Origin of the sequence: Christensenella intestinihominis (assembly GCF_001678845.1) — a bacterium.
Lineage (GTDB): Bacteria > Bacillota > Clostridia > Christensenellales > Christensenellaceae > Christensenella > Christensenella intestinihominis.
Window position 1 is genome coordinate 106,902 of record NZ_MAIQ01000008.1, and the last position, 22,452, is coordinate 129,353.

Sequence of the window (22,452 nt, forward strand, 5' to 3'; positions counted from 1 at the left end):
TTGTTTGCCGGGGAGATATATGCCTGCCGCTGCCTAACACAAAAAGAGGTACTATCCGCTTCCCGCCGATAGTACCTCTTTTGCTGTCACATGCCGCGATACCTCTTTATCTGGGGTCGCCTAATGGCCGCCCATTTTTACGTAATGCTTTATTTCAGCTCCGCGAGGATCAGGTCGGACATTTCGCGCGTCGAAACGGATTTTCCACCCGCCGCAATATCAGCGGTACGCGCGCCGTTTTTCAGCACAGTCCTCACTGCCGCCTCGATGGCCTGCGCTTCCTTTTCGAGGTCAAAGGAATACCGCAGCATCATTGCGCATGAAAGAATCATGGCAATCGGGTTTGCCTTGCCCGTTCCCGCAATATCGGGCGCGGAGCCGTGGATGGGCTCATACATCCCGAGTTTTGTGGAACCAAGGCTCGCAGACGGCAGCATGCCGATCGACCCGGTAATCATGCTGGCTTCATCCGTCAGGATATCGCCGAACAGGTTGCCCGTCACCACCACGTCAAACTGGCGCGGGTTGCGCACAAGCTGCATTGCGGCGTTGTCCACATACATATGCGTAAGCTCGACATCCGGGTAATCCTTCGCCACCCGGCTGACCGTATTCCTCCACAGGCGGGAGGTCGCGAGGACGTTCGCCTTGTCTACGCTCGTCACTTTTTTATTCCGCTTGCGCGCCGATTCAAACGCAAGGCGCGTAATGCGCTCCACCTCATAATCGTGATAGTTCATCAAATCGGAGGAATATGTAACGTCGTCGCCGCCGCGTTCCCCGAAATATACGTCGCCCGTCAGCTCGCGCAGGATCAGGATATCGAGGTTATCCCCCACGATCTCGTCCTTCAGCGGACACGCCGCCTTAAGCTCATTGTAAATAATTGCCGGGCGCAGGTTTGCGAACAATCCCAGTCCGCCGCGCAGGCGCAAAAGTCCTTTTTCCGGGCGCTTATCCACCGGAAGGTCGTCCCACTTTTCGCCGCCCACCGCCGCGAGGAGCACCGCGTCGCTTTTGCGGCAGGTTTCAAGCTGCTCTTCCGGAAGCGGGTCGCCGTATTTATCGATGGCAACACCGCCCGCGTCCACCTCGGTAAACATAAAGGTGTGGCCATAGAGCCCGCCGATGCGGTCCAGCACGCGTACCGCCTCTTCCGAAATTTCGGGGCCGATTCCGTCGCCGGGGATTCTGGCAATTTTATAATCCATTCGTTTCTTGTCCTCCTGTCGTAAAATAAGATACGCACCTATTATATAACAAAAACAAATTGGACAAAAGGGGCGCCATGAAATAAAATAGGAACAGGAAAGGATGTACAATGAAAACAGGAATGTCGACAGCCTGCTTCTTTTGCAGGCTTTTAAATGAAGAATCGGTACAAAAAATGGCGGAACTCGGCGTGCGGGATATGGAAATTTTCTTCTCCGCCATGTCGGAATATGAAAAGCCGTTCACAAGCGAGCTCCGGCGCATCGCGCAGGGGGAAGGGGCGAGGATTCGTTCCATCCATGCCCTGTGCACGCAATTTGAACCCCAGCTCTATTCCACGCATCCGCGGCAGTATGAAGAGGCGCTGGATATGTTTGAACGGGTAACGGACGCGGGCGCGGAGGTCGGTGCCGGAATTTATGTGTTCCACGGCCCCATGAACGTCAAGCGCGCCAAAACCTTTCACGTCAATTACGGGTTTACGGGCGAACGCACCGCAATCCTTGCGGAACGCGCAAAGAAAAAGGGAATCAAGCTTGCATGGGAAACCGTGCATTGGTGCTGGTATGCGCAGCCCGGTTTCGCGCGCGAACTCATCCGCCATACGGACAGCGATAACCTGTACTTCACCCTCGATATCAAGCAGGCGGCGCAGTCCGGCTATGGGGTCATGGATTATATAGACGATATGGACGGACGCCTTGCGCACATCCATGTGTGCGATTACCGCAAAGACCCGGAAAAGGGAATCATTCCCTGCCTTCCGTTCGAGGGAGAGATGGACTGGACCGCAATGAAGGAAAAGCTTTCCCAAATGGATTACCAGGGCCTGCTGATGCTCGAGGTCTATCCGGGCGATTACGGCTCCTATGACGACCTGATGGCCAATTACGGCAAGGTCTCGGCTTTTTTCAAAGACTAGCACCCATATTACGCGCTTTTTTTAGTGAACAATTTGCGCGCATCCCGAAAGCCGTGCGCTTTTGCTCTTTTTGTGCATCATTGATACGCAAAAAACGGCCCCTTTCTCCACAGGGGCCGCTCCGATATCGTTGGACCGCGCCCAACCCGCCGGACAAACAATTTGCCGCCGGCGGCACGGCCGTTATTCCCTGTTACCTGCTGGCCGGCGGTGAAACGCCGTTTATCAGGCAGTGGTCTGCGCCGGGCCGCTGAACGCTTTTTGCTGCGCCCGGGCCTCTTTCTTCAGGCGGTTAAACATCTTATATAACGCAGGAATTGCCGCGACCACCGCGCAAATCACACACTCGATCCCGACCACCGTCGCGTTATACCCGAGGGAGTAAAGCCAGGCGGGCATTCCTTCGGGCGCATACATGCCAAAGAAAATCCAGCCGGAAAGGAACTGGCAGACGAACCGCGCGCCGCATCCGTACAAAATTCCCGGGATAATGCTGCTTTTGGCGAATCCAGCCAATGCCAGCAGGGAAAAGGACGCAAGGTAATCGAGCGCAAACTGCGGAAAAGACAGGAAAAACGGTTCCTGCACAAATTGCAGCAGGCCATAGCACAGCCCCGCGACAAAGCCCTTTTTAAATCCATAGATATAGGAAAAGGCGAGCATCGGCAGCATACTGGCGGGTGTGATGGAGCCGCCGTTCGGCATCGAGAAAACCTTGATAAAGCTCAGCAGGAAGGAAGCGCCGATGCACAGGGCCGCGGTCGTCAGCTCCTTTGTTGTCCACTGCGATTTTTTGGTAATCTGCCTGCCGCCGTTCGTTTTGCGCCGGTACAGGAAATAACCAATGAGTCCTGCGGCAATGGCCGCGCACACAATGATGATGGCGGGCAGGGTAAGCTCGGAAAAACTGTCAAACATAATAAAAATCCTCCTTTGAGTGAAGTCGTCCCGGGTTTGGTTCCGGGGCTGCCATAGACCGGGACGGACGGTGCCGTCCGGCTTCCGTAAGCACACTGCAAAAAAGGAAAACTCCCGCAAGCGGGAGTTCAATTTTACAAGAAAATTTATGCTTCCCACGCACGCATTATCGTGCAGGTTGAAGGGTTTAATTCTCAGCCGTAGCTCCCCTAGCAGTGTATTTACTTTTCTGGTATAATGGTAGCACCGATGAAAAACGATTGCAAGGGGTTTTCAATGAAAAAAAGTTTCTATGCCTATCTCTCGCGGATGCGCCATATCAAGCGGTGGGGGCTTATGCGCAATAATATGGAAGAAAACGTAGCGGAACACACTTTCTCCGTCACCCTGACCGCGCATGCCCTGTGCATCATACGGAATACGTATTTCGGCGGGAATGTAAGCGAAAAAGATGTGCTTGCCGCCGCGCTCTACCATGAGGCGGGCGAGGTCATCACGGGCGACCTCCCGACGCCCATTAAATATTTTGACAGCGACATCACCCAGTCCTATAAAAAAATTGAACGCCATGCGGAGGATACGCTCGTTTCCATGCTGCCGGACGAAATGCAGCCGCAGATCGCCCCGTACGTGCGGCAGGAGGTAACCGAAGACGTGCGCCTTATTGTCAAGGCGGCAGACCGGCTCTGCGCCTATATCAAATGCCTGGAAGAGCTGCGTACGGGCAACCGCGAGTTCGAGAAGGCGTGCGTGCGCACCAAAGAAGCCGTGGAAGGAATGAAACTCCCGGAGGTGGAATATTTCATAGAGCATTTCCTGCCGGGGTATTCCCTTACGCTGGACGAGCTCAACTAAGCGGAGGGCGCCGTGCGCCGGGATTTGCGCCGCCGCAGGCGAATTTTGTGCAATTTCCTTGACAGGAAGCCTGCCGCATGGTATTATAAATTCTGCGTGAAAATGAAATATGTACCGAAAGCCATAGACTCAGGAGCGTAACGCTTAATCTCTGAAATCCTGACGAGGTTGATTTTATAAGAACTTTGTTGCTCTTTTAAGGTCTGCATGGCTTTGAAAGGGCATTTTTTATTGAATCCCGCGCAGTCAGCGAGGTGAAAGAATTTGAAGGAAGCAAAACTACAGGAAAAACAGGCGGCCGTTGCCGACGTAGTAGATAAAATGAAGCGCGCGCAAAGCGTTGTCGTCCTCGATTATCGCGGTCTTACGGTTGCGGAAGTGTCCGACCTGCGCAGCAAGTTCCGCGAAGCGGGCGTAGAGTATAAGGTCATCAAAAACAATATGCTCAAACGCGCGGCCGAGGAACTGAAAATCGAAGGCGTGGAAGATTATTTCAAGGGCCCGACGGCAGTTGCGTTCGGTTTTGAAGACCCGGTGTCTCCGGCGAAAATCCTGTGCAAGTTTGTAAAGGATGCAGGCAAAACCGAAATCAAGGGCGGTATCCTGGCCGGTCAGGCAATGGACGCCCAAAAGATCGAAAGCCTTGCGAAGCTCCCGTCCAAGGAAGAGCTTATTGCGAAGATGCTGGGCAGCCTCAACGCTCCGATTACCAACTTTGCTCTGGCGCTCCAGGCGATCCCGCGTGGCCTCGCATGCGCGCTCAAAGCGGTTGCGGAACAAAAGCAGTAAACGTGCATCGTGCACAGAAATTAAAACCTATTAAATTTTGGAGGATAGTAAATCATGGATAACAAGCAGATTCTTGATGCGATTAAAGAAATGAATGTTCTGGACCTTGCGGAACTGGTAAAGGAAATTGAAGAAACGTTTGGCGTAAGCGCCGCTGCTCCGGTAGCTGTTGCCGCTGCTCCGGCTGCCGGCGATGCTGGTGCCGCTGCGGAAGAGAAAACCGAGTTTGACGTTGTTCTGAAGGCTGCGGGCGCAGAAAAGATCAAAGTCATCAAGGTTGTAAGGGAAGCTACGGGCCTCGGCCTTAAGGAAGCAAAAGAGATGGTTGATTCCGCTCCTTCCACAATCAAGGAAGCGCTCGGAAAAGACGACGCGGAAAAGCTGGTCGCTTCCCTCAAGGAAGTTGGCGCAGACGTGGAAATGAAATAAATTTTCCAATAGCAGCAAATCCGCAGTATGCGGTAAAAAACGCAGCCCAGCGCTGCGTTTTTTATATACGCTGGTAATCATTTTAATATTCCGCAAAGAAGTTTTCTGGTTTTAACTGCTTTCGGCCGGTGTATAAGTAATTAGATTGGATCAGGGGGGACTCGTGTTATGGACGGTTCCGAAGAGCAGTTGCTTGACGATTTTCTGGAACAGGCACGCATTAAAAGCAAAGAATTTTATATTAAAGCAGCACAAACCGCAATCGAGCAGGCATATGAATGTTCACGCGAGGCAATTATTGCCGCCCGCACCACGGCGGAACGGCTAAAGGCTTATGCGGAAAACGGAAGCGCCGAAGCGCGCGGCAGCGTGGACGAAGCGGCGAAGGAAGCGGCGGAACTTACGGCAAAGGTTGCTGAAGCGGCGAAGGAAGCGGCGGAGGCTGCCTCTCTTGCGGTTTCCGTCGAATTAAAAGACCGCGATTGACATAAAACAGGGGGAATTATTATGGCAGTAACAAAAGACCAGGTAGAAAAGACGGCGAAAGCCGCGCAGAAAAAAGCGATGGATGCCGGGCAGGCGGTGGGCGAGGCCGCTAAAACCGCGGCGACAAAAGCAAAGGAAGGCCTTGTCGCTTTCGGAAGCACGGTTGCAAATAAATCCAAGGAATTGATGGAAACCGCCAAGCTCAATACGCAGAAAACCCAGAAGCAGAAGGAGCTTGAAGAAGCATACCGTACGCTTGGGGAAATGGCCTACGCCAAAGGCAGGCTGCGCGGCGAGATGGGCGAGACGGCCAAAAAAATCAAAGGAATTTACGCGGAGCTCCAGCAGCTCGAGGTCGCCCTCAACGCGGCGCAATCCACCCGGGAATGTAAAAACTGCGGCGTAAAACACTATGTGGGCGATAATTATTGCCCGAACTGCGGCGCAAAGCAATGATTGCAATGGAAACGAAACAGCCGTGGACCAATGTCGTCACCTACCGCCCCGATGAATACCTTCCCCGGGAAGAATTTGAAAAATTGCGCAAGGACCTCAAAAATACGTGGCATGCGCTCGGGTGGCTGCACCTGCGAATGACGAACGACCTCGATACGAAATCCGCCTCCATGCTGCCGCGGCCGGAGCTCGCAAGAAGGCTTAATGAGGTAAAAAAGCAAATCGAAAAAATGATGGACGTATATCTCGAAGAGAATCGCTAGGTTCTCTTTTTTTTTGCCTGAAAAGGGAGAATCGTCACCCGGAAAAAATGAAATTTTTACGGATCGCGGGCAGCCCTGATGCAAATATGATACAATAAAGAGCAATAATGGATACAAATTTTAAAATCCATTGATTTGGGGAAACAACGGGTTATGATAAATATATTAATTGTAGAAGATGAACAGCCGATCTCCAACCTGATTCGCGTCAACCTGACGGAGAGCGGATATTCTTGTGATGTGGCGGACGACGGAATGCAGGCGGCGGACATGATCGAGCAGAACCGTTACGACCTGATTTTGCTGGATATCATGCTGCCCAAGGTGAACGGCTACGAGCTGATGGAATACATCGCCCCAACCGGCACCCCCGTCATTTTTATTACTGCCAAAAACGACGTGGCGGACCGTGTGAAGGGTCTCCACCTCGGCGCGGACGACTATATCATCAAGCCGTTTGAAATCGTCGAATTGCTTGCCCGGGTGGAAGCCGTCCTGCGGCGCTATAATAAAGGCGAAAGCAAAATTACCGTCGGAGATGTGGAAATCGATACGCAGTCGCGGTGTGTGCGGAAAAACGGCCGGCAGGTCGACCTCACGATGAAGGAATACGAGCTCCTGCTCCTTTTCATCCGTAATAAAAATATCGCCCTCTTCCGCGAGACCATCTTTGAACGCGTATGGCAGAGCGATTACCTCGGGGATACGCGCACCGTGGACCTGCACGTCCAGCGCCTGCGCAAAAAGCTCGGCTGGGAAAAAATGATTGTTGCCGTCTATAAGGTAGGATACAGGTTGGAATGCTAGGATGAAATTTGCCTGGAAGGTGTTTTTGTCGACAGTAATCGTAATCGCCATCGTGTTCGCGGTAGGCGGCTATGTTTTGATTACGTCTTTTTTCGCTTCCGCGCTTTCACGCGAAACAGACCGGGCGCTCGAGGAAAACCAGCTGATGAAGCTTGCCTACGAAAGCGCGGCGACCACCTATGTAAACCAGGGAACGAAGCTCACGGACGAGGCCGTTGTAAACAGCGTGTCGTCCCTTGAAAACGGCGGACGGCGCGGGATTATCGTTTCGGATGAAAACTATAAAAAAATATTTCCCGCCACGGGCGCGACGGCGGACGAACAGCTGATGCGCGAAATGGATAAAGACCGTGTTTACCGGATCAGCGAAAGCGGGGGCCGCTATAACATCACCGTGTGCTGCTCGACCAGCGTGGGCGACCGCACCGTCTACCTCGAAACCTCGCGGGATATCACCTCCATTTTCCAGGAGCGGGAAACGCAGTTTGATACCTATACGGAATGGAGCATCGTGCTGCTGCTCTTAAGCGCGCTCGTGATGCTCGTCGTCTCCATGTTCCTGACACGTCCGCTCACCCGCCTGTCCGCCACCACGCGGCGCATCGCGGAAGGAAATTACGACGTGCGCATGAAGGTGAAGGGCGAGGATGAAATCGCCGAATTCACACAGGATTTTAACGCCATGACGGATGCGGTGCAGGATAAAATGTACGCGCTTGAGAATACGGCGCGCCAGCGGGAGGATTTTGTCGCGAGCTTCGCGCACGAGCTCAAGACGCCGCTTACGTCAATTATCGGCTATGCGGATATGCTCCGCTCCAAGCAAATGAAACCGGAGGAAATGTTCCTTTCGGCGAATTACATTTTTACGGAAGGAAAGCGCCTCGAAGCATTGTCCTTAAAGCTGCTCGAGCTGATGGTGCTCGAACGGCAGGAATTTGAAAAACGGCGCATCAACCCGCGGCTGCTGATCGAAGAGATCGAAGGCCTGATGCTTCCCATCATGGAAAACGCGGGGCTTGTCCTCAAGACGGCGGCCCAGAATGCGGTTGTCATGATCGAGCCGGACCTCTTCAAAACCCTGCTCGTAAACCTGATCGATAACGCGCGCAAGGCGTCCGAGCCGGGCAGCCTCATCGAGCTGTACGGGCGGGTCGACGGGCGCGACTATGTTTTCTGTGTGCGCGACCACGGCCGGGGCATCCCGGAAGAAGAAATCAAGAAAATCACGGAAGCGTTTTACATGGTGGATAAAAGCCGCGCGCGCGCCCAGAACGGCGCCGGGCTCGGCCTTGCGCTTTCCGATAAAATTGCCCATATGCACGGCTCGCGCCTCGAGTTCAAAAGTATCGTAGGCTCGGGCACGCTTGTATGCGTGCGCATCCGCAGGGCGGCGAGGAGGACGCGCCCATGAAACGGATCATAAAGTATGTGTGCGCAATCGCCGCAATGGCGTTTGTGGTCGTCATGAGCGCATGGCTTCCGCCCTATCTCGCACGGAGCACGGACGCGTCCTTCCTCAATATCATCCAAAAGGACGAATCGGCCGCGGAATCCTATGAATACAAGGCGACGAAATACCAAAAAACCAAGGTGCTGTACGAGGTAATGCGCTACAATTTTGAGGGCAATACAAACGGCGGTTTCGGCCTGCCCGAAGCCGCCGCGGAAGAAGCGCAGAAGATCGAGATGGAAGCCCGGGATAATCTTGTGCAGTATAATTATACCGACGGAATTCCGGCTAAGGGAAGCGTGATGACCAAGGCCCAGGCAGAGCTCGCCATCGTACGGGAAGCGCGCCTGCTGCAAAATACGGGGGCGTTGCCCAAATTCGACCTTGGGAAAATCGGTTCCTATGACGCGGTGGAGAGCATCTCCTTCCTCATCGCTTCGGACCCGACCGTCTCCTCGACGGAGTTTTACTATTGGCAGGGCGTTATCAGCAACTCCGCGACAGGCGAAAACTACGCGTTTATCATCGACGACGAACTGGGCAAGGTCTATTATATGGATATTTCCTATTATTCGGAAGCCTCGTACGACTACGCCTCCAAAACCGGCACCGGGCTTTTTGCCGGGTGGGAAGAGGGCGATATGGCGGATTTGGTCTCCGCGTTTGCCGCCTACCACGAGCTTGAAGTGGATTATAACAAGGATTACCTGGATTGGGGGCCAACCATCAGCAGCCTGTATGGCATGACCAATTCAGAGTTTGACGTATTGGCGGAGGTTTCCCGCTACGGGCATTTCCAAATGATCCTCAAGCCCTCGGATATTTTATAAAAAATTTGTAATGTTACAAAAATGATACAAGATAGATGGAAAAAATATGCCCCGGCCCTGTACTTTATAGGTACAGGGTTTTTGTTTGGAAAAAAGAGAGATCGACATCAGGGGGAAAGAAATCATGCGTAACATATCACAGCACATCGGAACTGGACGGCGGCGGCACAGGAGGGCGACGGGACGTTTTTTCCTGTTCCTTGCCATTACTCTGCTGGTTGTCGCGGGAATATTCCTGCTCTACCGGGCGTTTCCGTTTGAAATTTCCAAAGCGGCGGACGGCGAAATGGCGCCCGCGGAGGGCGAGGCCCAGACCCTCAAACAAATTATTCCGGCGGACGGCGGAATCAAGGTAATCGTAGACCCCGGCCACGGGGATACGGATGTCGGAACCAAAGGGGTTTCCACCGGAAGGCTTGAAAAAGAGGTCAACCTGGAAATCGCCCTGAAGCTCAAAGCCGTGCTGGAAGGGAAAGGCTATACCGTCATCATGACGCGCGAATCGGACGAACCGATCGCGGCGGCGGACGAGCCGGACGCCAAGGTGCGCAAGGCGGCGGATATGGCAAAGCGCGAGGAAATCATACGCACCGCGAACGCCGATGTGTTTGTCAGCATCCACCAGAATTTCTTTGAACAGGGCTCGGGCGCGGCCGGTCCCCAGGTTTTCTACCGGGACAGGGAAGCGCCGGGCTACCGGCTTGCGCAATATGTCCAGAGTGCGCTCAACGAACAGCTCGATATTGCAAATCCACGCGACGTCAATTCGGGGGACTACCAGCTCCTGAGGCCGGGCAGCCAGGCCAGCATCATCGTGGAGTGCGGTTTTTTCTCCAATCCTGAAGAGGAACAGAAACTGCAAAAAGACGATTACCAGGAGGCCATCGCCAGGGCGGTGGGCTCGGGGATCGAAACATATCTTTCTGAAAATAATTTGTAAAGGAAGGTGGTAAATCGAGAAGACTGCTATATAACGTAACGGGCAACAAATTTTTTCTGTCGGGAAAGGAGGGCTTCGGCTCTCCTTTTCATTTACAACTACGTTACAAAAATGATACAGGATGGAAGCGGAAACGATACGTTCCGGCGGTAATCTTAAAAAAACGGAACGGAAAGGGGACGGTGGAATGCATTTCATGACATCAGGAATGCCGGCCAGGCATAAACGCAGGAAAGCGACCAGGCGTTTTGCGGTTTTCGTTGTTATGGCTGCTGTTTTAATCGCCGGGCTCCTGCTGTTTACACGCGTTTCCGCACTGTCGGAAAAAACGGTTCACACGGGCGGCACGCAGGCCTACGCGCAGGCGCAGCCCTCCGGGAAAACGGCGACGGCCGGGGACGCAGACCCGCGTTTCCTCGCGCTTGTAAACTGGGACCATCCATCAGGCGGCGGAAGGCCCGAAGACCTTGTGCCAATGGACGAAGTTTTCAGCGGCGAGGTATATTTTGAGGGCGGGTCCATCAACCGTACGGCCGGGCAGGCCGCGCGGCAAATGTTTCTGGCCGCACAGGAGGAAGGGATCGGCCCTTATAAAATTACGACTGCCTACCGTTCCCGGGAATACCAGGAGCAGCTGTGGGAACAGCGGGTGAGCGAAGACCCGGCTTATGGGCAAAACCCTTATGCGGAGCCTGTCCGCGTGCTTCCGGGTAACGCAAGCGAACACACGACCGGCCTTGCGATGGATGTGCTCTCCCCGGGGCACGACGAGGCCGATTCCTCGTTCGGGGAAACGCCGGAAGGGCGGTGGCTTGCGGAAAATGCATGGAAATACGGATTTATCCTTCGCTATCCGGAAGGAAAGGAACCCGTCACCGGGGTGATCTATGAGCCGTGGCATTTCCGTTATGTGGGAAGGCAGGCGGCGAAGGAAATCTATGAAGGCGGCCTGTGCCTCGAGGAATATGTGGGCGGTACTGCCTGAACCGGATGCGCGTCCCAAAGTCCCGGAAAATTTTCCGGGACTTTTTTTGCGCGTTTTCCCGGGGCGCGAAGGTAAAAGCGGTTTTTGCGGTTTATATATAGTATATGTAAACTTTTGGATGCGTTTTATATAAAAATGGAAAATAATGCTTAAACCGGGAAATAAAAAGCGGCATGAGTAAAGGAAAAATGTGTTGACAGGAAGGGCCGCGTATGATTAAATAATATCTGCACGCGAGGTTTAATAATAATAAACAATTTATTTAGTATTGTGTGAAAACGGGAAACGCGGAAGGGTGAAACAGCAATGGAAATCGGCAGGAAAATTAAGGCGAGAAGGCAAAGCCTCGGTCTCACGCAAAGCGAGCTCGCCGACCGGGCAGAGCTTTCCAAGGGATTTATTTCACAGCTTGAGCGGGACCTCACATCGCCGTCGATTGCGACGCTGATGGATATCCTCGAATGTCTCGGAACCGACCTTCGGGAATTTTTCAACGAACGCGAGGAAGAAAAGGTAACGTTTGCGGCGGCAGACCTCTTTGAAAAATCGGACGACGAAAAAAGCATCCTCTGGCTTGTGCCGAACGCGCAGAAAAACAAGATGGAACCCATCCTCCTGCACCTCGTGGCCGGCTGCTCCACAGAGGAAGACCGCCCGCACGAAGGCGAGGAATTCGGTTATGTGCTTTCCGGTACGGTAACGCTCGTCCTCGGCATGAAGCGGCATAAGGTCAGGAAGGGCGGCAGCTTTTATTTCCGTGCGGATGTCCCGCATAAAATTGAGAACAATGGGAAGAAGGATGCGGAAGTGGTGTGGGTCTCCACGCCCCCCATGTTTTAATCGCGCACCCGGCCGCAGCGCAGATAGACGCTTTGCATCGATTCGCCTTGTGCGGCGCACGATTATGTGCGCCTCCGCGTCTCACTCGCTGCATCGCCAATCTGCATCTGCTCCGGGCACGCTCTGCACAGGGGAGGCGTTCAATCCTGCGCGCGTTCAGCGGGAGAAGCGCACGTCGCGGTATGTCCTGAATACCCGTAGGGGCGGCATAGTATGCCGCCTGCGAACCGGACGCAGACGCCGCCCGGCGTAGCGTTGAAAACACACTGAGACCGGAATATGTACGCCCGCTGCGGGGTGGGGCCCTGCTTCCTGCGGGCCAAAGAATAAAACCATAATTTGAAAGGGTTTACGCCATGTCAGAACACATCATCGATTTTCTAGGGGTATACAAGGAATACGACGGGGTAGAGGTTCTCTCCAATATCAACCTGTATATCAGGCAAAATGAATTCCTGACGCTGCTCGGGCCGTCAGGCTGCGGGAAAACAACGCTTTTGCGCATCATCGCGGGCTTTGAAGAACCGACGCGCGGCGACGTACACCTGTTTGGCGAAAGCATCAAGGGCCTGCCGCCCTATAAACGGCGGGTCAATACGGTGTTCCAGAAATACGCGCTGTTTCCGCATCTCAATGTGTTTGACAACATCGCGTTCGGCCTTAAAATCAAAAAGATGGATAAAACGGCGATCAAGAAAAAGGTGGACGATATGCTCCGGCTTGTGGGCCTTTCCGGCTATGGAGACCGCGATATCGCCAAGCTCTCCGGCGGACAGCAGCAGCGCGTCGCCATTGCCCGCGCCCTCGTGAACGAGCCGGAGGTGCTCCTGCTCGACGAACCCCTCGGCGCGCTCGACCTCAAATTCCGCCAGGAAATGCAGCTCGAACTGAAGCGGATGCAGAAATCCCTTGGCATCACCTTTGTTTATGTAACGCACGACCAGGAAGAGGCCCTCACCATGAGCGACGCGATTGCCGTGATGAATGACGGCGTGATCCAGCAGCTTGGGCCGCCCGAACAAATTTATAACGAACCCCGGAATTCATTTGTCGCGGATTTCATCGGGGAATCAAATATCATCAGGGGCATCATGAAGCGGGATTATTTTGTGCATTTCGCGGATAACGACTTCGTGTGCCTCGACCGCGGCTTCAATGAAAACGAGCCGGTGCAGGTGGTCGTGCGGCCGGAAGATATCAATATCACAAAAAATATCACGGACGATATGATTACGGGCACGGTTTCCTCTACGCTGTTCATGGGCGTCCACTATGAAATCCGCGTACAGGGGGATAACGGCTTTGAATGGCTGGTCCACTCCACGGATTTTTACGACGTCGGCGATCGTGTCGGTTTTACGCTCGAGCCGGACGACATCCATGTCATGGAGGTCAGCCAGTACGATAAGATGCGTACGGACGACGCGGCAGCGGGGGCGAGCCAATGAAAAACAGGCAAATTTCTGGCGTCATAAATTCCCGTAAAGTGTTCGCGCTGCCCTACGTCGCGTGGATTGCAATATTCACGGTCGCGCCGCTCATCCTCATCCTGCTGTATGCGTTTACCGATACGGGCTCCGGGGGGGTCATGATCCTCACCGCGGAAAATCTTGCGCGCGCGTTTTCACCGCTGTATATGACGGTGTTCTGGCGCAGCGTGCTGATGGCCCTCATCGCGACGGCGGTGTGCCTGCTTCTCGGCTATCCGGTGGCCTATATGCTCTCACGGATGAAACAAAGCCGCGCCGCCATCCTCTCCATCCTTTTCATCCTGCCCATGTGGATGAATTTCCTGCTGCGGACGTATGCGTGGCGGGCCCTGCTCGATAACGCGGGCATCATCAACCAGGGGCTTATGGCGCTTGGCATTGAACCGGTGCAGTTTTTATATACGGAAGGAGCGATCATCTTCGGCCTCGTATATAATTTCCTGCCCTTCATGATCCTGCCCATCTATTCGGTGTTCCAGAAGATGGATACCTCCTGCATCCAGGCGGCGCAGGACCTCGGGGCCAATAAGTGGCAGACCTTCTGGCGGGTCACGCTGCCCCTTTCAAAGGGCGGCATCGTATCCGGGGTCACTATGGTGTTCATGCCCGCAATGACCACCTTCGTCATCACGCGGCTCCTCGGGGGCAGCCATTTCATGATGTACGGCGACCTGATTGAAATGGAATTCCTGCTGATGTCCGAATGGAACTTTGGCAGCGCGCTCGCGGTGGTCATGCTGATCCTGACCATATTGTTCATGTGGCTGATGCGCAAATACGATAAGGAAGGGGAAGGGGGCGCGTTATTATGAAACTGTTTTTCAAACGTTTTTACCTCGCCGTCATACTGCTGTTTATGTACCTGCCCATTGGCGCGTTGATTGTCTTTTCTTTCAACGAATCCAAATCCATGGCAAAATGGACGGGCTTCTCTTTCCATTGGTATGAACAGCTCTTTTCCGATCCCTCCATTGCGGAAGCGGTGTGGGTAACAATCTCCATTGCGGTCATCGCCTCCCTTGCGGCGACCTTTATTGGGACGCTTGCGGCCATCGGCATGGATAATTTCCGCAAAAAAAGCAAAAACGTCATGGTGAACCTCACCTATATCCCGATGGTCAATGCGGAGATCGTAACGGGCATCTCCCTGCTGCTGCTGTTTATTTTCTTTAATATCCCGCGCGGCTACTGGACGATGCTGCTCGCGCACATCACGTTCGATATTCCCTTTGTTATTTTTTCCGTGCTCCCGAAGCTCCGCCAGATGGACCCGGGCACCTACGAGGCGGCGCTCGATATGGGCGCAAAGCCGGCCTATGCGGTCAGGAAGGTCATCCTCCCGCAGATCGTGCCGGGGATTGTAACGGGCTTCCTGCTCGCCTTCACCATGTCCTTCGATGATTTTATGATTAGCTTTTTTACGTCCCAGGGGGCGACGCAAAACCTGTCCACCTATATTTACAGCATGGCGCGCGTGGGCATCAATCCCATGATTAACGCACTCTCCGCGATCATGTTTGTCGTAGTCATCACCCTGCTTTTGGTCATCAACCTGCGGTCCGTGAAAAAGACGAAAAAAACGCCGCAGGCGGAAAGCTTTCGCTGAAAAAGGATAACACCAATGAAGAAATTATTTTCCATCCTATTCGTTTGCCTGCTGCTCGCGGGCATATGCGCGGGCTGTGCGTCCACGGAAACCGCGGACGGCCGCACCGTCGTGCATTTCCTCAACTGGGGGGATTATATCGACCCGGACGTCATTCCCATGTTCGAGGAAGAAAATCCGGATATTAAGATCAATATGACCACCGTGCCCTCCAATGAGGAAATGTACGTCATCGCGACGACGGAAGGCACGCAGATCGATATTGTGGTCCCTTCCGAATATATGATCCAGCGCCTGATGCTGGAAGACCGCCTTGCCGTGCTCGACCATTCCAAAATGGAAAACTACCGGTATGTCGCGGATTTCGTCAAAACGTGCACATATGACCCGGACGGACAGTATTCCGTGCCCTATACCTGGGGGACGTTCGGCCTCCTCTATAATATCGAAATGACGGGGGAGGAAATTGACAGTTGGGACGCGCTCTTTGACCCAAAATATAAAAAGCAGATACTGATGTACGACAGCATCCGCGACAGCGTAGGGCTTGCGCTCATAAAGCTAGGCTACAGCATCAACACCAAAAATCAGCAGGAGATTGACGAGGCGGCCGCGCTGCTCGTGGAACAAAAGCCACTTGTGCTGGCCTACGGGACAGACGACCTGCGGATGACGATGATTAACGGGAGCGCGGCGCTCGCCCCCATGTATGCGGGCGACGCGGCCTACTCCATGATGGATAATCCCGATTTGCGGTATGTAATCCCAAAGGAGGGAGCCAATATTTTTGTGGACGGTATGTGCATCCTCAAAACGACGGATGTATACGATGCCGCCCTGCGCTTTGTCGATTTCATGATGCGGCCGGATATTGCGGCGCTGAATGCGGAATATAACTGCTATTCCACGCCGGAAGACGACGCGCTTTTGCTTGTCGATTCGGAGCTGCTCGAAAATACGGCATTCAATCCCCCGAAGGAGGACCTTGAAAACTGCGAATATTATGAGCATTTGGAAAAGGATGTCCTGCGGATGTATGAAGATGCGTGGATGAAGGTAAAAATTGCGTAAAAATTCTGTAAAAAAGGGGCTTCGGGCCCCTTTTTTTTGTGCGTTTGGCAACAAGAAAGTCGACGAAATATCATATAAAATAACGAAAAACGTAAAAATTAAGGGAATATTTCAGCCTGAAGTCCCGATAATATCGATATTACGGCTATTTTATTGAAAAATAGGGAAATATAGGTTTATAATAAAAGAACAAATATGATATATGTATAAGACTTCAGGGCCTGTCGCTGGATGTGGAGGTAGCTGGAATGGTTTATGAAATTTGTACTTATAACGTAAAGAAAAACAGGCAGGACGAGTTTGAAGTGCTTGCGCGCGAGCTTCGGGAATATTACCGGGCCTGCGAGGGAATCCGCGAAGCCGTCTATATCCGGCAGGCGCAGGCGGCCCTCGAGGGAACCGTAACCTATGTCCTGTACCTTGTGTGCAGCGACGGGGCGGTGGTGCCGGATATTCTTGATACGGTACACAAAAAATATGAGCGGCGCTTTTCGCGGTGTATCACGGGAAATCCATGCGCCATCATAGGCGAAGCGGTGTGCTGACCCTGTATGTATGGTCCCTGCGTGCGGGGGACGGGAGCGGGTTGGCGATCGTCCCCCCTTATGCGCTGCTTCATCCGTAAGATGCAAAAAGGCCTTCCCACGCGGGAAGGCCCTTTTCTATGGGAACTATTTGTTCCCTAAAAACAGTTCTACATATTCCTTAAGCAGCTTTACCGAATGATCGATCCCGATGCTGTCGCTGCTGATCATCAGGTGGTAATTTTCCTTCTGCCCCCATTTCATATCGGAATAATAATTGTAATAGGTTGCGCGCTTTTTGTCGGATTTGACAATTGCGTCCTTGAGGTTCGGCGCTTCCAGGTGATAATCGTTCTTTGCGCGCTCGATCCGGTGGTCGATGTCCGAATAGATAAAGATATTGATACAGTTCGGGTTGCCCGCAAGCACGTAATCCGCGCAGCGGCCGACAATGATGCACGAGCCCTTTGCCGCGACGGAACGGATTACATCCGCCTGGATCAGGAACAGCTTGTCGTCAAGCGCGATATCCGTACCCCACGAAGATACGTTCCCAAGGCCGGAAGACAGATAATACAGGAATTTATTATTGGCTTTTTCTTCTGCGTTTTCAAAAAATTCTTCGTTATATCCGCTCTCCTTTGCCGCAAGGGTAATCAGCTCGTTGTCATAATAGGGCAGGTCGAGCTCGTTCGCGAGTTTTTTGGCAATGGTTCGTCCGCCGCTTGCAAATTGCCGGGAAATGGTGATAATAACGTCGTTTTTCATAGCCTTTATTCCTCCTTATGGTCGGTTCGTGAAAAGCGGTGCGCACAGAAAAATGAGGCGCATGAGGTTTGTTTACATTATGCCCCTTATGTGATAAAATGTCAATTTGCGGGTGGAAAACATTTGAGTGGGAGAGAATGTATATGGAAGCGGTAAAAGAAAATAAAATGGGCGTTCTGCCCGTCAAAAAGTTGTTGGTCACGATGGCGCTGCCCATCATGATTTCCATGCTGGTGCAGGCGCTGTATAATGTCGTGGACAGCGTGTTTGTCGGCCAATACAGTGAAAATGCTTTCGCGGCGGTGTCGCTTGCGTTTCCGGTGCAGATGCTCATTATTGCGGTGGCGGTCGGCACGGGCGTCGGCATGAATTCCCTTGTTTCGCGGCGTCTCGGGGAAAAGAAGTTCGACGATGCCAACGAGGGCGTTTCGGCGGGTATTTTCCTTGGCATCATCAGCTGGATCGGCTTTGCGGCCTTTGGTATTTTCTTTTCACGGATATTTTTTGAAGCGTTTACGACAGGAATCGAGGGCGGCGCGCAAATCGCGGAAATGGGTACGCAGTATATTTCGATCTGCACCATTTTCTCTTTCGGCGTGTTTATCCAAATCACGTGCGAGCGGATCATGCAGTCCACGGGCGTCACGATTTATAACATGATTACGCAGATTACCGGGGCGGTCATCAATATCGTACTCGATCCCATCCTGATTTTCGGGCTGGGGCCGTTCCCGGAGATGGGCGCGGCGGGCGCGGCCGTCGCCACGGTGATCGGCCAGATCGTCGCAATGCTGATGTGCCTGTATTTTGTCAACAGGAAGATCAAAGACGTAAAAATCAAAATGCGCGGTTTCCGGCCGCGGAAAAGGATTATTGGGGAGATTTATAAGGTCGGGGCGCCGTCTATTGTCATGCAGGCGATCACCTCGGTGATGATCGTGGGCTTTAACTTTATCCTGGTGTTTTTCTATGCTCCGGATATTTCCGCCGCCGCGGTTTCCGTGCTCGGGGCTTATTTCAAGCTGCAGTCGTTTATCTTCCTGCCGGTGCTGGGGCTTACAAACGGCCTGATTCCCATTGTGGCCTATAATTACGGGGCGCGGCATAAGCAGCGGATTACGGATGTCATACGGTTCGCGACGATCCTTGCCGTCGTCATTATGATCGTCGGCATGGCCGTATTCCAACTGTTTCCCGACGCCCTGCTGCGCATGTTCAACGCCACGCCGGCAATGCTTGAACTGGGCGCGCAGGCCCTTCGGATCATCAGCCTGTGCTTTGCCTTTGCGGGGGTTGGAATCGTGTTTTCCTCGGTATTCCAGGCGGTCGGCAACGGCGTTTTAAGCATGGTCGTATCGCTGTGCCGCCAGCTTGTGGTTATCCTGCCGGCGGCCTGCCTGTTGTCACTTTTCGGGAGCGTAAACGACGTATGGTATGCGTTTCCGATTGCGGAATGCGTTTCCCTTGTGCTGAGCATCTTCTTTTTCCGGTATGTCAGCCGCAAGTACATCAAGCCGCTCGACAATCCGGCAGCGTTTGTACCGGGAATGTAGGGCGCAAGGTTTGCTCCCGCATATCCCGGGGGGTGTTTCTGCGGCCTGTGGTTGTGGTATAATAAAAGAGGAAAATATTACAACTCCAGAGGTGAAATAAAATGGTAGATGAAAGAATCAAGAAGCTGTGCCACACGCTGGTCAATTATTCGTGCGGCGTCAAAAAAGGCGATAAAGTGCTGGTCGACGTGTCGGGCTGCCCGGACGCGCTCACGGAAGAGCTTGTCAGGGAAGTGTACGCGGCGGGCGGCCTGCCGTATTTCGATACGCCGCATAACGCGGTGCAGCGCCAGTGGCTGATGCAGGTGACAAAGGAACAGATCGAGGATATTACAAAGTGGGGCAGCGCCCGCATGAAAGAGATGCAGGCATATATCGCGTTCCGCGGAGGCGAAAACGCAACGGAAATGGCGGACGTCCCGGCGGATAAGATGGAGCTGTACCAATCCATCTACTCAAAACAGGTGCACCACGAACTGCGGGTCAAGAATACCAACTGGGTCATATTGCGCTATCCCACGCCCTCTATGGCGCAGCAGGCGGGAATGAGCACGGAAGCGTTCGAGGACTTTTATTTTGACGTGTGTAACCTCGATTACGGCAGGATGTCCAAGGCAATGGACCCGCTGGTGGAGCTGATGAACAGGACGGACCGCGTCCATATCAAAGCGCCGGGCACGGATATTTCCTTCTCCATCAAGGGAATCGGCGCCATTAAGTGCGACGGCCATATGAACGTGCCGGACGGCGAGGTCTATACCGCGCCCGTGCGGGACAGCGTCAACGGACGCATTACGTATAATACGCCCTCCTTCAACCAGGGCTTCAAGTATGAGAATGTCAGCCTCCTTTTTAAAGACGGCAAAATCATAGAGGCGACCTCCAATGATACGAAGCGCATCAACAAAATTTTCGATACGGACGAGGGCGCGCGCTACGTGGGTGAATTCTCCCTCGGCGTGAATCCGTATATCAACCATTCGATGGGCGATATCCTGTTCGACGAAAAGATCGCAGGCTCCCTGCATTTCACGCCGGGCTCAAGCTACGATGATGCCTATAACGGCAACGAAAGCGCGGTGCACTGGGACCTGGTTCTCGTGCAAACGCCGGAAATGGGCGGCGGGGAGGTCTGGTTCGACGACGTAATGATCCGCAAAGACGGAATGTTCGTTATTGATGAACTCAAATGCCTCAATCCAGAAAATCTCAAGTAACCAAGCGGTTTTGACATCTGTACTATGCTAAATAGTACAGATGTTTTTCGAAGTGCCAGGCTTTAGCCTGTTCCACACGCGGAGGGTGTGGAACCAAAACCCACCCGCTATGCGGGTGCGCGACGGGAGTTATACAAAAAATCACCTTTCCGTTAGTATAGAAGATGTTCAAGTCTCTATGCTAAGAAAGGAAAGGTGATTTCATGGCAAATAAAGCCCAAAGAGCTGGCGCACACAAAATGATGTGTAAATACCATATTGTGTTCACTCCCAAGTATAGGCGTAAAGTGGTCTACAATCAATACAAAAGTAGTTTACGTGAGATACTGAAACAATTATGCCAATACAAAGGAGTAGAAATATTGGAAGGGCATCTGATGCCAGACGACATACATATGTTGGTGAGCATCCCGCCGAAAATAAGCGTATCGAGTTTCATGGGATATCTGAAAGGAAAAAGTGCACTGATGATGTTTGACAAGCATGCAAATCTAAAATACAAGTTTGGAAATAGGCACTTTTGGTCGGAAGGGTATTATGTGAGCACGGTGGGGCTGAACGAAGCAACAATAAAAAAGTATATCCAAGAGCAGGAAAAGCACGATATCGCTCTGGATAAACTCAGTGTAAAGGAATACGAAGGGGTAAGCTGGTATTACAAAAGTCCCTTTAGGGGCGGCAAAAGTGGCAAAGGCAATAGAGGCTTGAACGGCAAGTGAAAGCCAGCGTCTTTAGGCGCTGGCCGGTAACAAGCCCTTATAGGGCTGGTGCAAGCCACCCGTTGGACGGGTGGTCTTGACTGTCAAAAAAGTAGGGGGAACAAATGAAAAAGAATATTCTGGTCACCGGCGGCGCCGGTTATATCGGCAGTCATATCTGTGTGGAACTTTTGGGTCAGGGATATGATGTCACCGTCATGGATAACCTCATAAACAGCAGTGAAAAAGCGCTCCGGCGCGTTGAAGAAATCACCGGGAAGAAGGTGCGCTTCTATGAAGCGGATATCCGCGACCGGGATGCGTACGACGAAATTTTTTCGCAGAACGAAATTTACGGAGTCATCCATATGGCAGGCCTCAAGGCGGTCGGCGAATCGGTGCGCGAACCCCTCGCGTATTTTGACAACAACATCAGCGGCACGGTTGTCCTTCTTGAAAAAATGCAGGAACACAATGTAAAGCGTATTATCTTCAGTTCCTCCGCCACAGTATACGACCTGACGCAGGGTGAATGTCTTACGGAAGAATCCCCCATCGGAAATTCTACCAGCCCCTATGGCAGGACCAAGCTGGTGATTGAGCAGATGCTCACCGACCTCAGCTATTCGGATGAAACATGGTCGATCGTCATGCTGCGTTATTTCAATCCAATTGGCGCACATGTAAGCGGACGTATCGGCGAAGACCCGAGCGGCGAACCGAATAACCTGATGCCATATATTACTCAGGTTGCGGTAGGTAAGCGCGAGAAGCTCAATGTGTTCGGAGACGACTATGATACGCCGGATGGTACGTGTATTCGCGATTATATCCATGTGATGGACTTGGCAGACGGTCATAGTAAGGCGATCCGGAAATTGGCGGAGCAGGGACTGTTCGTATATAATTTGGGGACAGGCCAGCCACAAAGTGTACTTGAAGTAGTACATGCGTTCGAGAAGGCAAACGGATGCATAATTAATTATGTGATTGCCCCGCGCCGCGCGGGGGACGCCCCCAAGTATTATGCGAACGCAGATAAAGCCAAGGCAGAGCTTGGATGGAAAGCAACACGGGATATCGAGGACATGTGCCGCGACAGTTGGAATTGGCAGAAGAATAACCCGAACGGATATTGAGTATGGATGAAAAAAGCTCTCTGCAACTTTAAATTGCAGAGAGCTTCTTTATGTGTGCTTAAGCGCGAAAAAATCCCCCGGCTGTGCCGGGGGAAAAAGAAAGCTTTAGCTACAAGAAAAAACCTCCAATGCTAAAATGGAAGCAGTCTAGCCAACTGCATCCAAAAGCAAAGGAGGTATCCAAAATGGATAAAAACACAT

25 protein-coding genes and 1 other annotated feature are annotated in these 22,452 nt (G+C 52.7%); of the genes, 22 read left to right on the forward strand and 3 right to left on the reverse strand.

Annotation, left to right across the window (positions count from 1 at the left end; translation table 11 throughout):
- Positions 1-149: 149 nt before the first annotated feature.
- Positions 150-1,211 carry a 3-isopropylmalate dehydrogenase gene (gene leuB, locus BBD38_RS11215; protein ID WP_066688250.1) on the reverse strand — a complete coding sequence of 354 codons (1,062 nt, stop codon included), beginning with the start codon at positions 1,209-1,211 and terminating at the stop codon, positions 150-152.
- Between the two features lie 110 nt (positions 1,212-1,321).
- Between leuB and BBD38_RS11220 the strand changes: the two genes are divergently transcribed.
- Entirely contained in the window at positions 1,322-2,134 is an 813-nt protein-coding gene (locus tag BBD38_RS11220) for a sugar phosphate isomerase/epimerase family protein (protein ID WP_066688252.1), read from the forward strand.
- Between the two features lie 225 nt (positions 2,135-2,359).
- On the opposite strand, the gene thiT is transcribed toward BBD38_RS11220, so the two are convergent.
- Complete coding sequence (gene thiT, locus BBD38_RS11225; RefSeq protein ID WP_066688253.1) at positions 2,360-3,052, reverse strand: energy-coupled thiamine transporter ThiT; 693 nt, start codon at positions 3,050-3,052, stop codon at positions 2,360-2,362.
- Positions 3,053-3,328: 276 nt separating this feature from the next.
- Here thiT and yfbR point away from each other — a divergent pair, with 276 nt between their 5' ends.
- The 17 genes from yfbR (at position 3,329) to BBD38_RS11310 (ending at position 16,897) form a co-directional block, all read left to right on the forward strand.
- Positions 3,329-3,907 (forward strand): 5'-deoxynucleotidase, encoded by a 579-nt coding sequence (gene yfbR, locus BBD38_RS11230; protein ID WP_066688306.1) that lies wholly within the window; start codon positions 3,329-3,331, stop codon positions 3,905-3,907.
- A gap of 103 nt (positions 3,908-4,010) precedes the next feature.
- Positions 4,011-4,145, forward strand: a sequence feature (ribosomal protein L10 leader region).
- A gap of 26 nt (positions 4,146-4,171) precedes the next feature.
- Positions 4,172-4,696, forward strand: coding sequence for a 50S ribosomal protein L10 (rplJ, locus tag BBD38_RS11235; protein WP_066688254.1), 525 nt, complete (start codon positions 4,172-4,174; stop codon positions 4,694-4,696).
- A gap of 54 nt (positions 4,697-4,750) precedes the next feature.
- Entirely contained in the window at positions 4,751-5,125 is a 375-nt protein-coding gene (gene rplL, locus BBD38_RS11240) for a 50S ribosomal protein L7/L12 (RefSeq protein ID WP_066688259.1), read from the forward strand.
- A gap of 168 nt (positions 5,126-5,293) precedes the next feature.
- Entirely contained in the window at positions 5,294-5,611 is a 318-nt protein-coding gene (locus BBD38_RS11245) for a hypothetical protein (protein WP_066688260.1), read from the forward strand.
- Between the two features lie 21 nt (positions 5,612-5,632).
- Positions 5,633-6,067 (forward strand): zinc ribbon domain-containing protein, encoded by a 435-nt coding sequence (locus BBD38_RS11250; RefSeq protein ID WP_066688261.1) that lies wholly within the window; start codon positions 5,633-5,635, stop codon positions 6,065-6,067.
- Complete coding sequence (locus BBD38_RS11255; RefSeq protein WP_066688262.1) at positions 6,064-6,330, forward strand: hypothetical protein; 267 nt, start codon at positions 6,064-6,066, stop codon at positions 6,328-6,330. The genes BBD38_RS11250 and BBD38_RS11255 overlap by 4 nt, the downstream gene beginning before the upstream one ends.
- A 153-nt stretch (positions 6,331-6,483) precedes the next feature.
- On the forward strand, positions 6,484-7,137 hold the full coding sequence (locus BBD38_RS11260; RefSeq protein WP_066688264.1) for a response regulator transcription factor: 654 nt from the start codon (positions 6,484-6,486) through the stop codon (positions 7,135-7,137).
- A 25-nt stretch (positions 7,138-7,162) separates the two neighbouring features.
- Positions 7,163-8,551, forward strand: a complete 1,389-nt coding sequence (locus tag BBD38_RS11265) for a sensor histidine kinase (protein WP_172807826.1) — start codon at positions 7,163-7,165, stop codon at positions 8,549-8,551.
- Complete coding sequence (locus BBD38_RS11270) at positions 8,548-9,420, forward strand: hypothetical protein (RefSeq protein WP_066688268.1); 873 nt, start codon at positions 8,548-8,550, stop codon at positions 9,418-9,420. Before BBD38_RS11265 ends, BBD38_RS11270 begins: the two co-directional genes overlap by 4 nt.
- Positions 9,421-9,544: 124 nt before the next feature.
- Positions 9,545-10,360, forward strand: a complete 816-nt coding sequence (locus BBD38_RS14315) for an N-acetylmuramoyl-L-alanine amidase (RefSeq protein WP_082989635.1) — start codon at positions 9,545-9,547, stop codon at positions 10,358-10,360.
- 265 nt (positions 10,361-10,625) lie between these two features.
- A complete protein-coding gene (locus BBD38_RS11280) occupies positions 10,626-11,345 on the forward strand; it encodes a M15 family metallopeptidase (protein WP_172807827.1) in 720 nt (239 codons plus the stop codon).
- Positions 11,346-11,651: 306 nt separating this feature from the next.
- Complete coding sequence (locus BBD38_RS11285; RefSeq protein ID WP_066688272.1) at positions 11,652-12,185, forward strand: cupin domain-containing protein; 534 nt, start codon at positions 11,652-11,654, stop codon at positions 12,183-12,185.
- A 356-nt stretch (positions 12,186-12,541) separates the two neighbouring features.
- Positions 12,542-13,633: an ABC transporter ATP-binding protein gene (locus tag BBD38_RS11290; RefSeq protein ID WP_066688273.1), complete on the forward strand. Its 1,092-nt coding sequence runs from the start codon at positions 12,542-12,544 to the stop codon at positions 13,631-13,633.
- The gene (locus BBD38_RS11295; RefSeq protein ID WP_066688274.1) at positions 13,630-14,487 is read left to right on the forward strand and encodes an ABC transporter permease; all 858 of its coding nucleotides are present in this window, start codon (positions 13,630-13,632) and stop codon (positions 14,485-14,487) included. The genes BBD38_RS11290 and BBD38_RS11295 overlap by 4 nt, the downstream gene beginning before the upstream one ends.
- A complete protein-coding gene (locus tag BBD38_RS11300; protein WP_066688276.1) occupies positions 14,484-15,281 on the forward strand; it encodes an ABC transporter permease in 798 nt (265 codons plus the stop codon). The genes BBD38_RS11295 and BBD38_RS11300 overlap by 4 nt, the downstream gene beginning before the upstream one ends.
- Before the next feature lie 15 nt (positions 15,282-15,296).
- Positions 15,297-16,352, forward strand: coding sequence for an ABC transporter substrate-binding protein (locus tag BBD38_RS11305; protein ID WP_066688278.1), 1,056 nt, complete (start codon positions 15,297-15,299; stop codon positions 16,350-16,352).
- Positions 16,353-16,600: 248 nt separating this feature from the next.
- Positions 16,601-16,897, forward strand: coding sequence for a hypothetical protein (locus tag BBD38_RS11310; RefSeq protein WP_066688280.1), 297 nt, complete (start codon positions 16,601-16,603; stop codon positions 16,895-16,897).
- A 126-nt stretch (positions 16,898-17,023) separates the two neighbouring features.
- Here BBD38_RS11310 and BBD38_RS11315 read toward each other — a convergent pair whose 3' ends face one another.
- Entirely contained in the window at positions 17,024-17,644 is a 621-nt protein-coding gene (locus BBD38_RS11315; RefSeq protein ID WP_066688281.1) for a cytidylate kinase-like family protein, read from the reverse strand.
- Positions 17,645-17,787: 143 nt separating this feature from the next.
- Between BBD38_RS11315 and BBD38_RS11320 the strand changes: the two genes are divergently transcribed.
- From BBD38_RS11320 to galE, 4 genes are all read left to right on the forward strand, one after another.
- A complete protein-coding gene (locus tag BBD38_RS11320) occupies positions 17,788-19,197 on the forward strand; it encodes an MATE family efflux transporter (RefSeq protein ID WP_066688282.1) in 1,410 nt (469 codons plus the stop codon).
- Positions 19,198-19,298: 101 nt separating this feature from the next.
- Positions 19,299-20,414 carry an aminopeptidase gene (locus BBD38_RS11325; protein ID WP_066688283.1) on the forward strand — a complete coding sequence of 372 codons (1,116 nt, stop codon included), beginning with the start codon at positions 19,299-19,301 and terminating at the stop codon, positions 20,412-20,414.
- Positions 20,415-20,617: 203 nt separating this feature from the next.
- Positions 20,618-21,133, forward strand: coding sequence for an IS200/IS605 family transposase (gene tnpA, locus BBD38_RS11330; protein WP_082989636.1), 516 nt, complete (start codon positions 20,618-20,620; stop codon positions 21,131-21,133).
- A 104-nt stretch (positions 21,134-21,237) separates the two neighbouring features.
- Complete coding sequence (gene galE / locus BBD38_RS11335) at positions 21,238-22,251, forward strand: UDP-glucose 4-epimerase GalE (RefSeq protein WP_066688284.1); 1,014 nt, start codon at positions 21,238-21,240, stop codon at positions 22,249-22,251.
- The last annotated feature ends 201 nt before the right edge of the window (positions 22,252-22,452 follow it).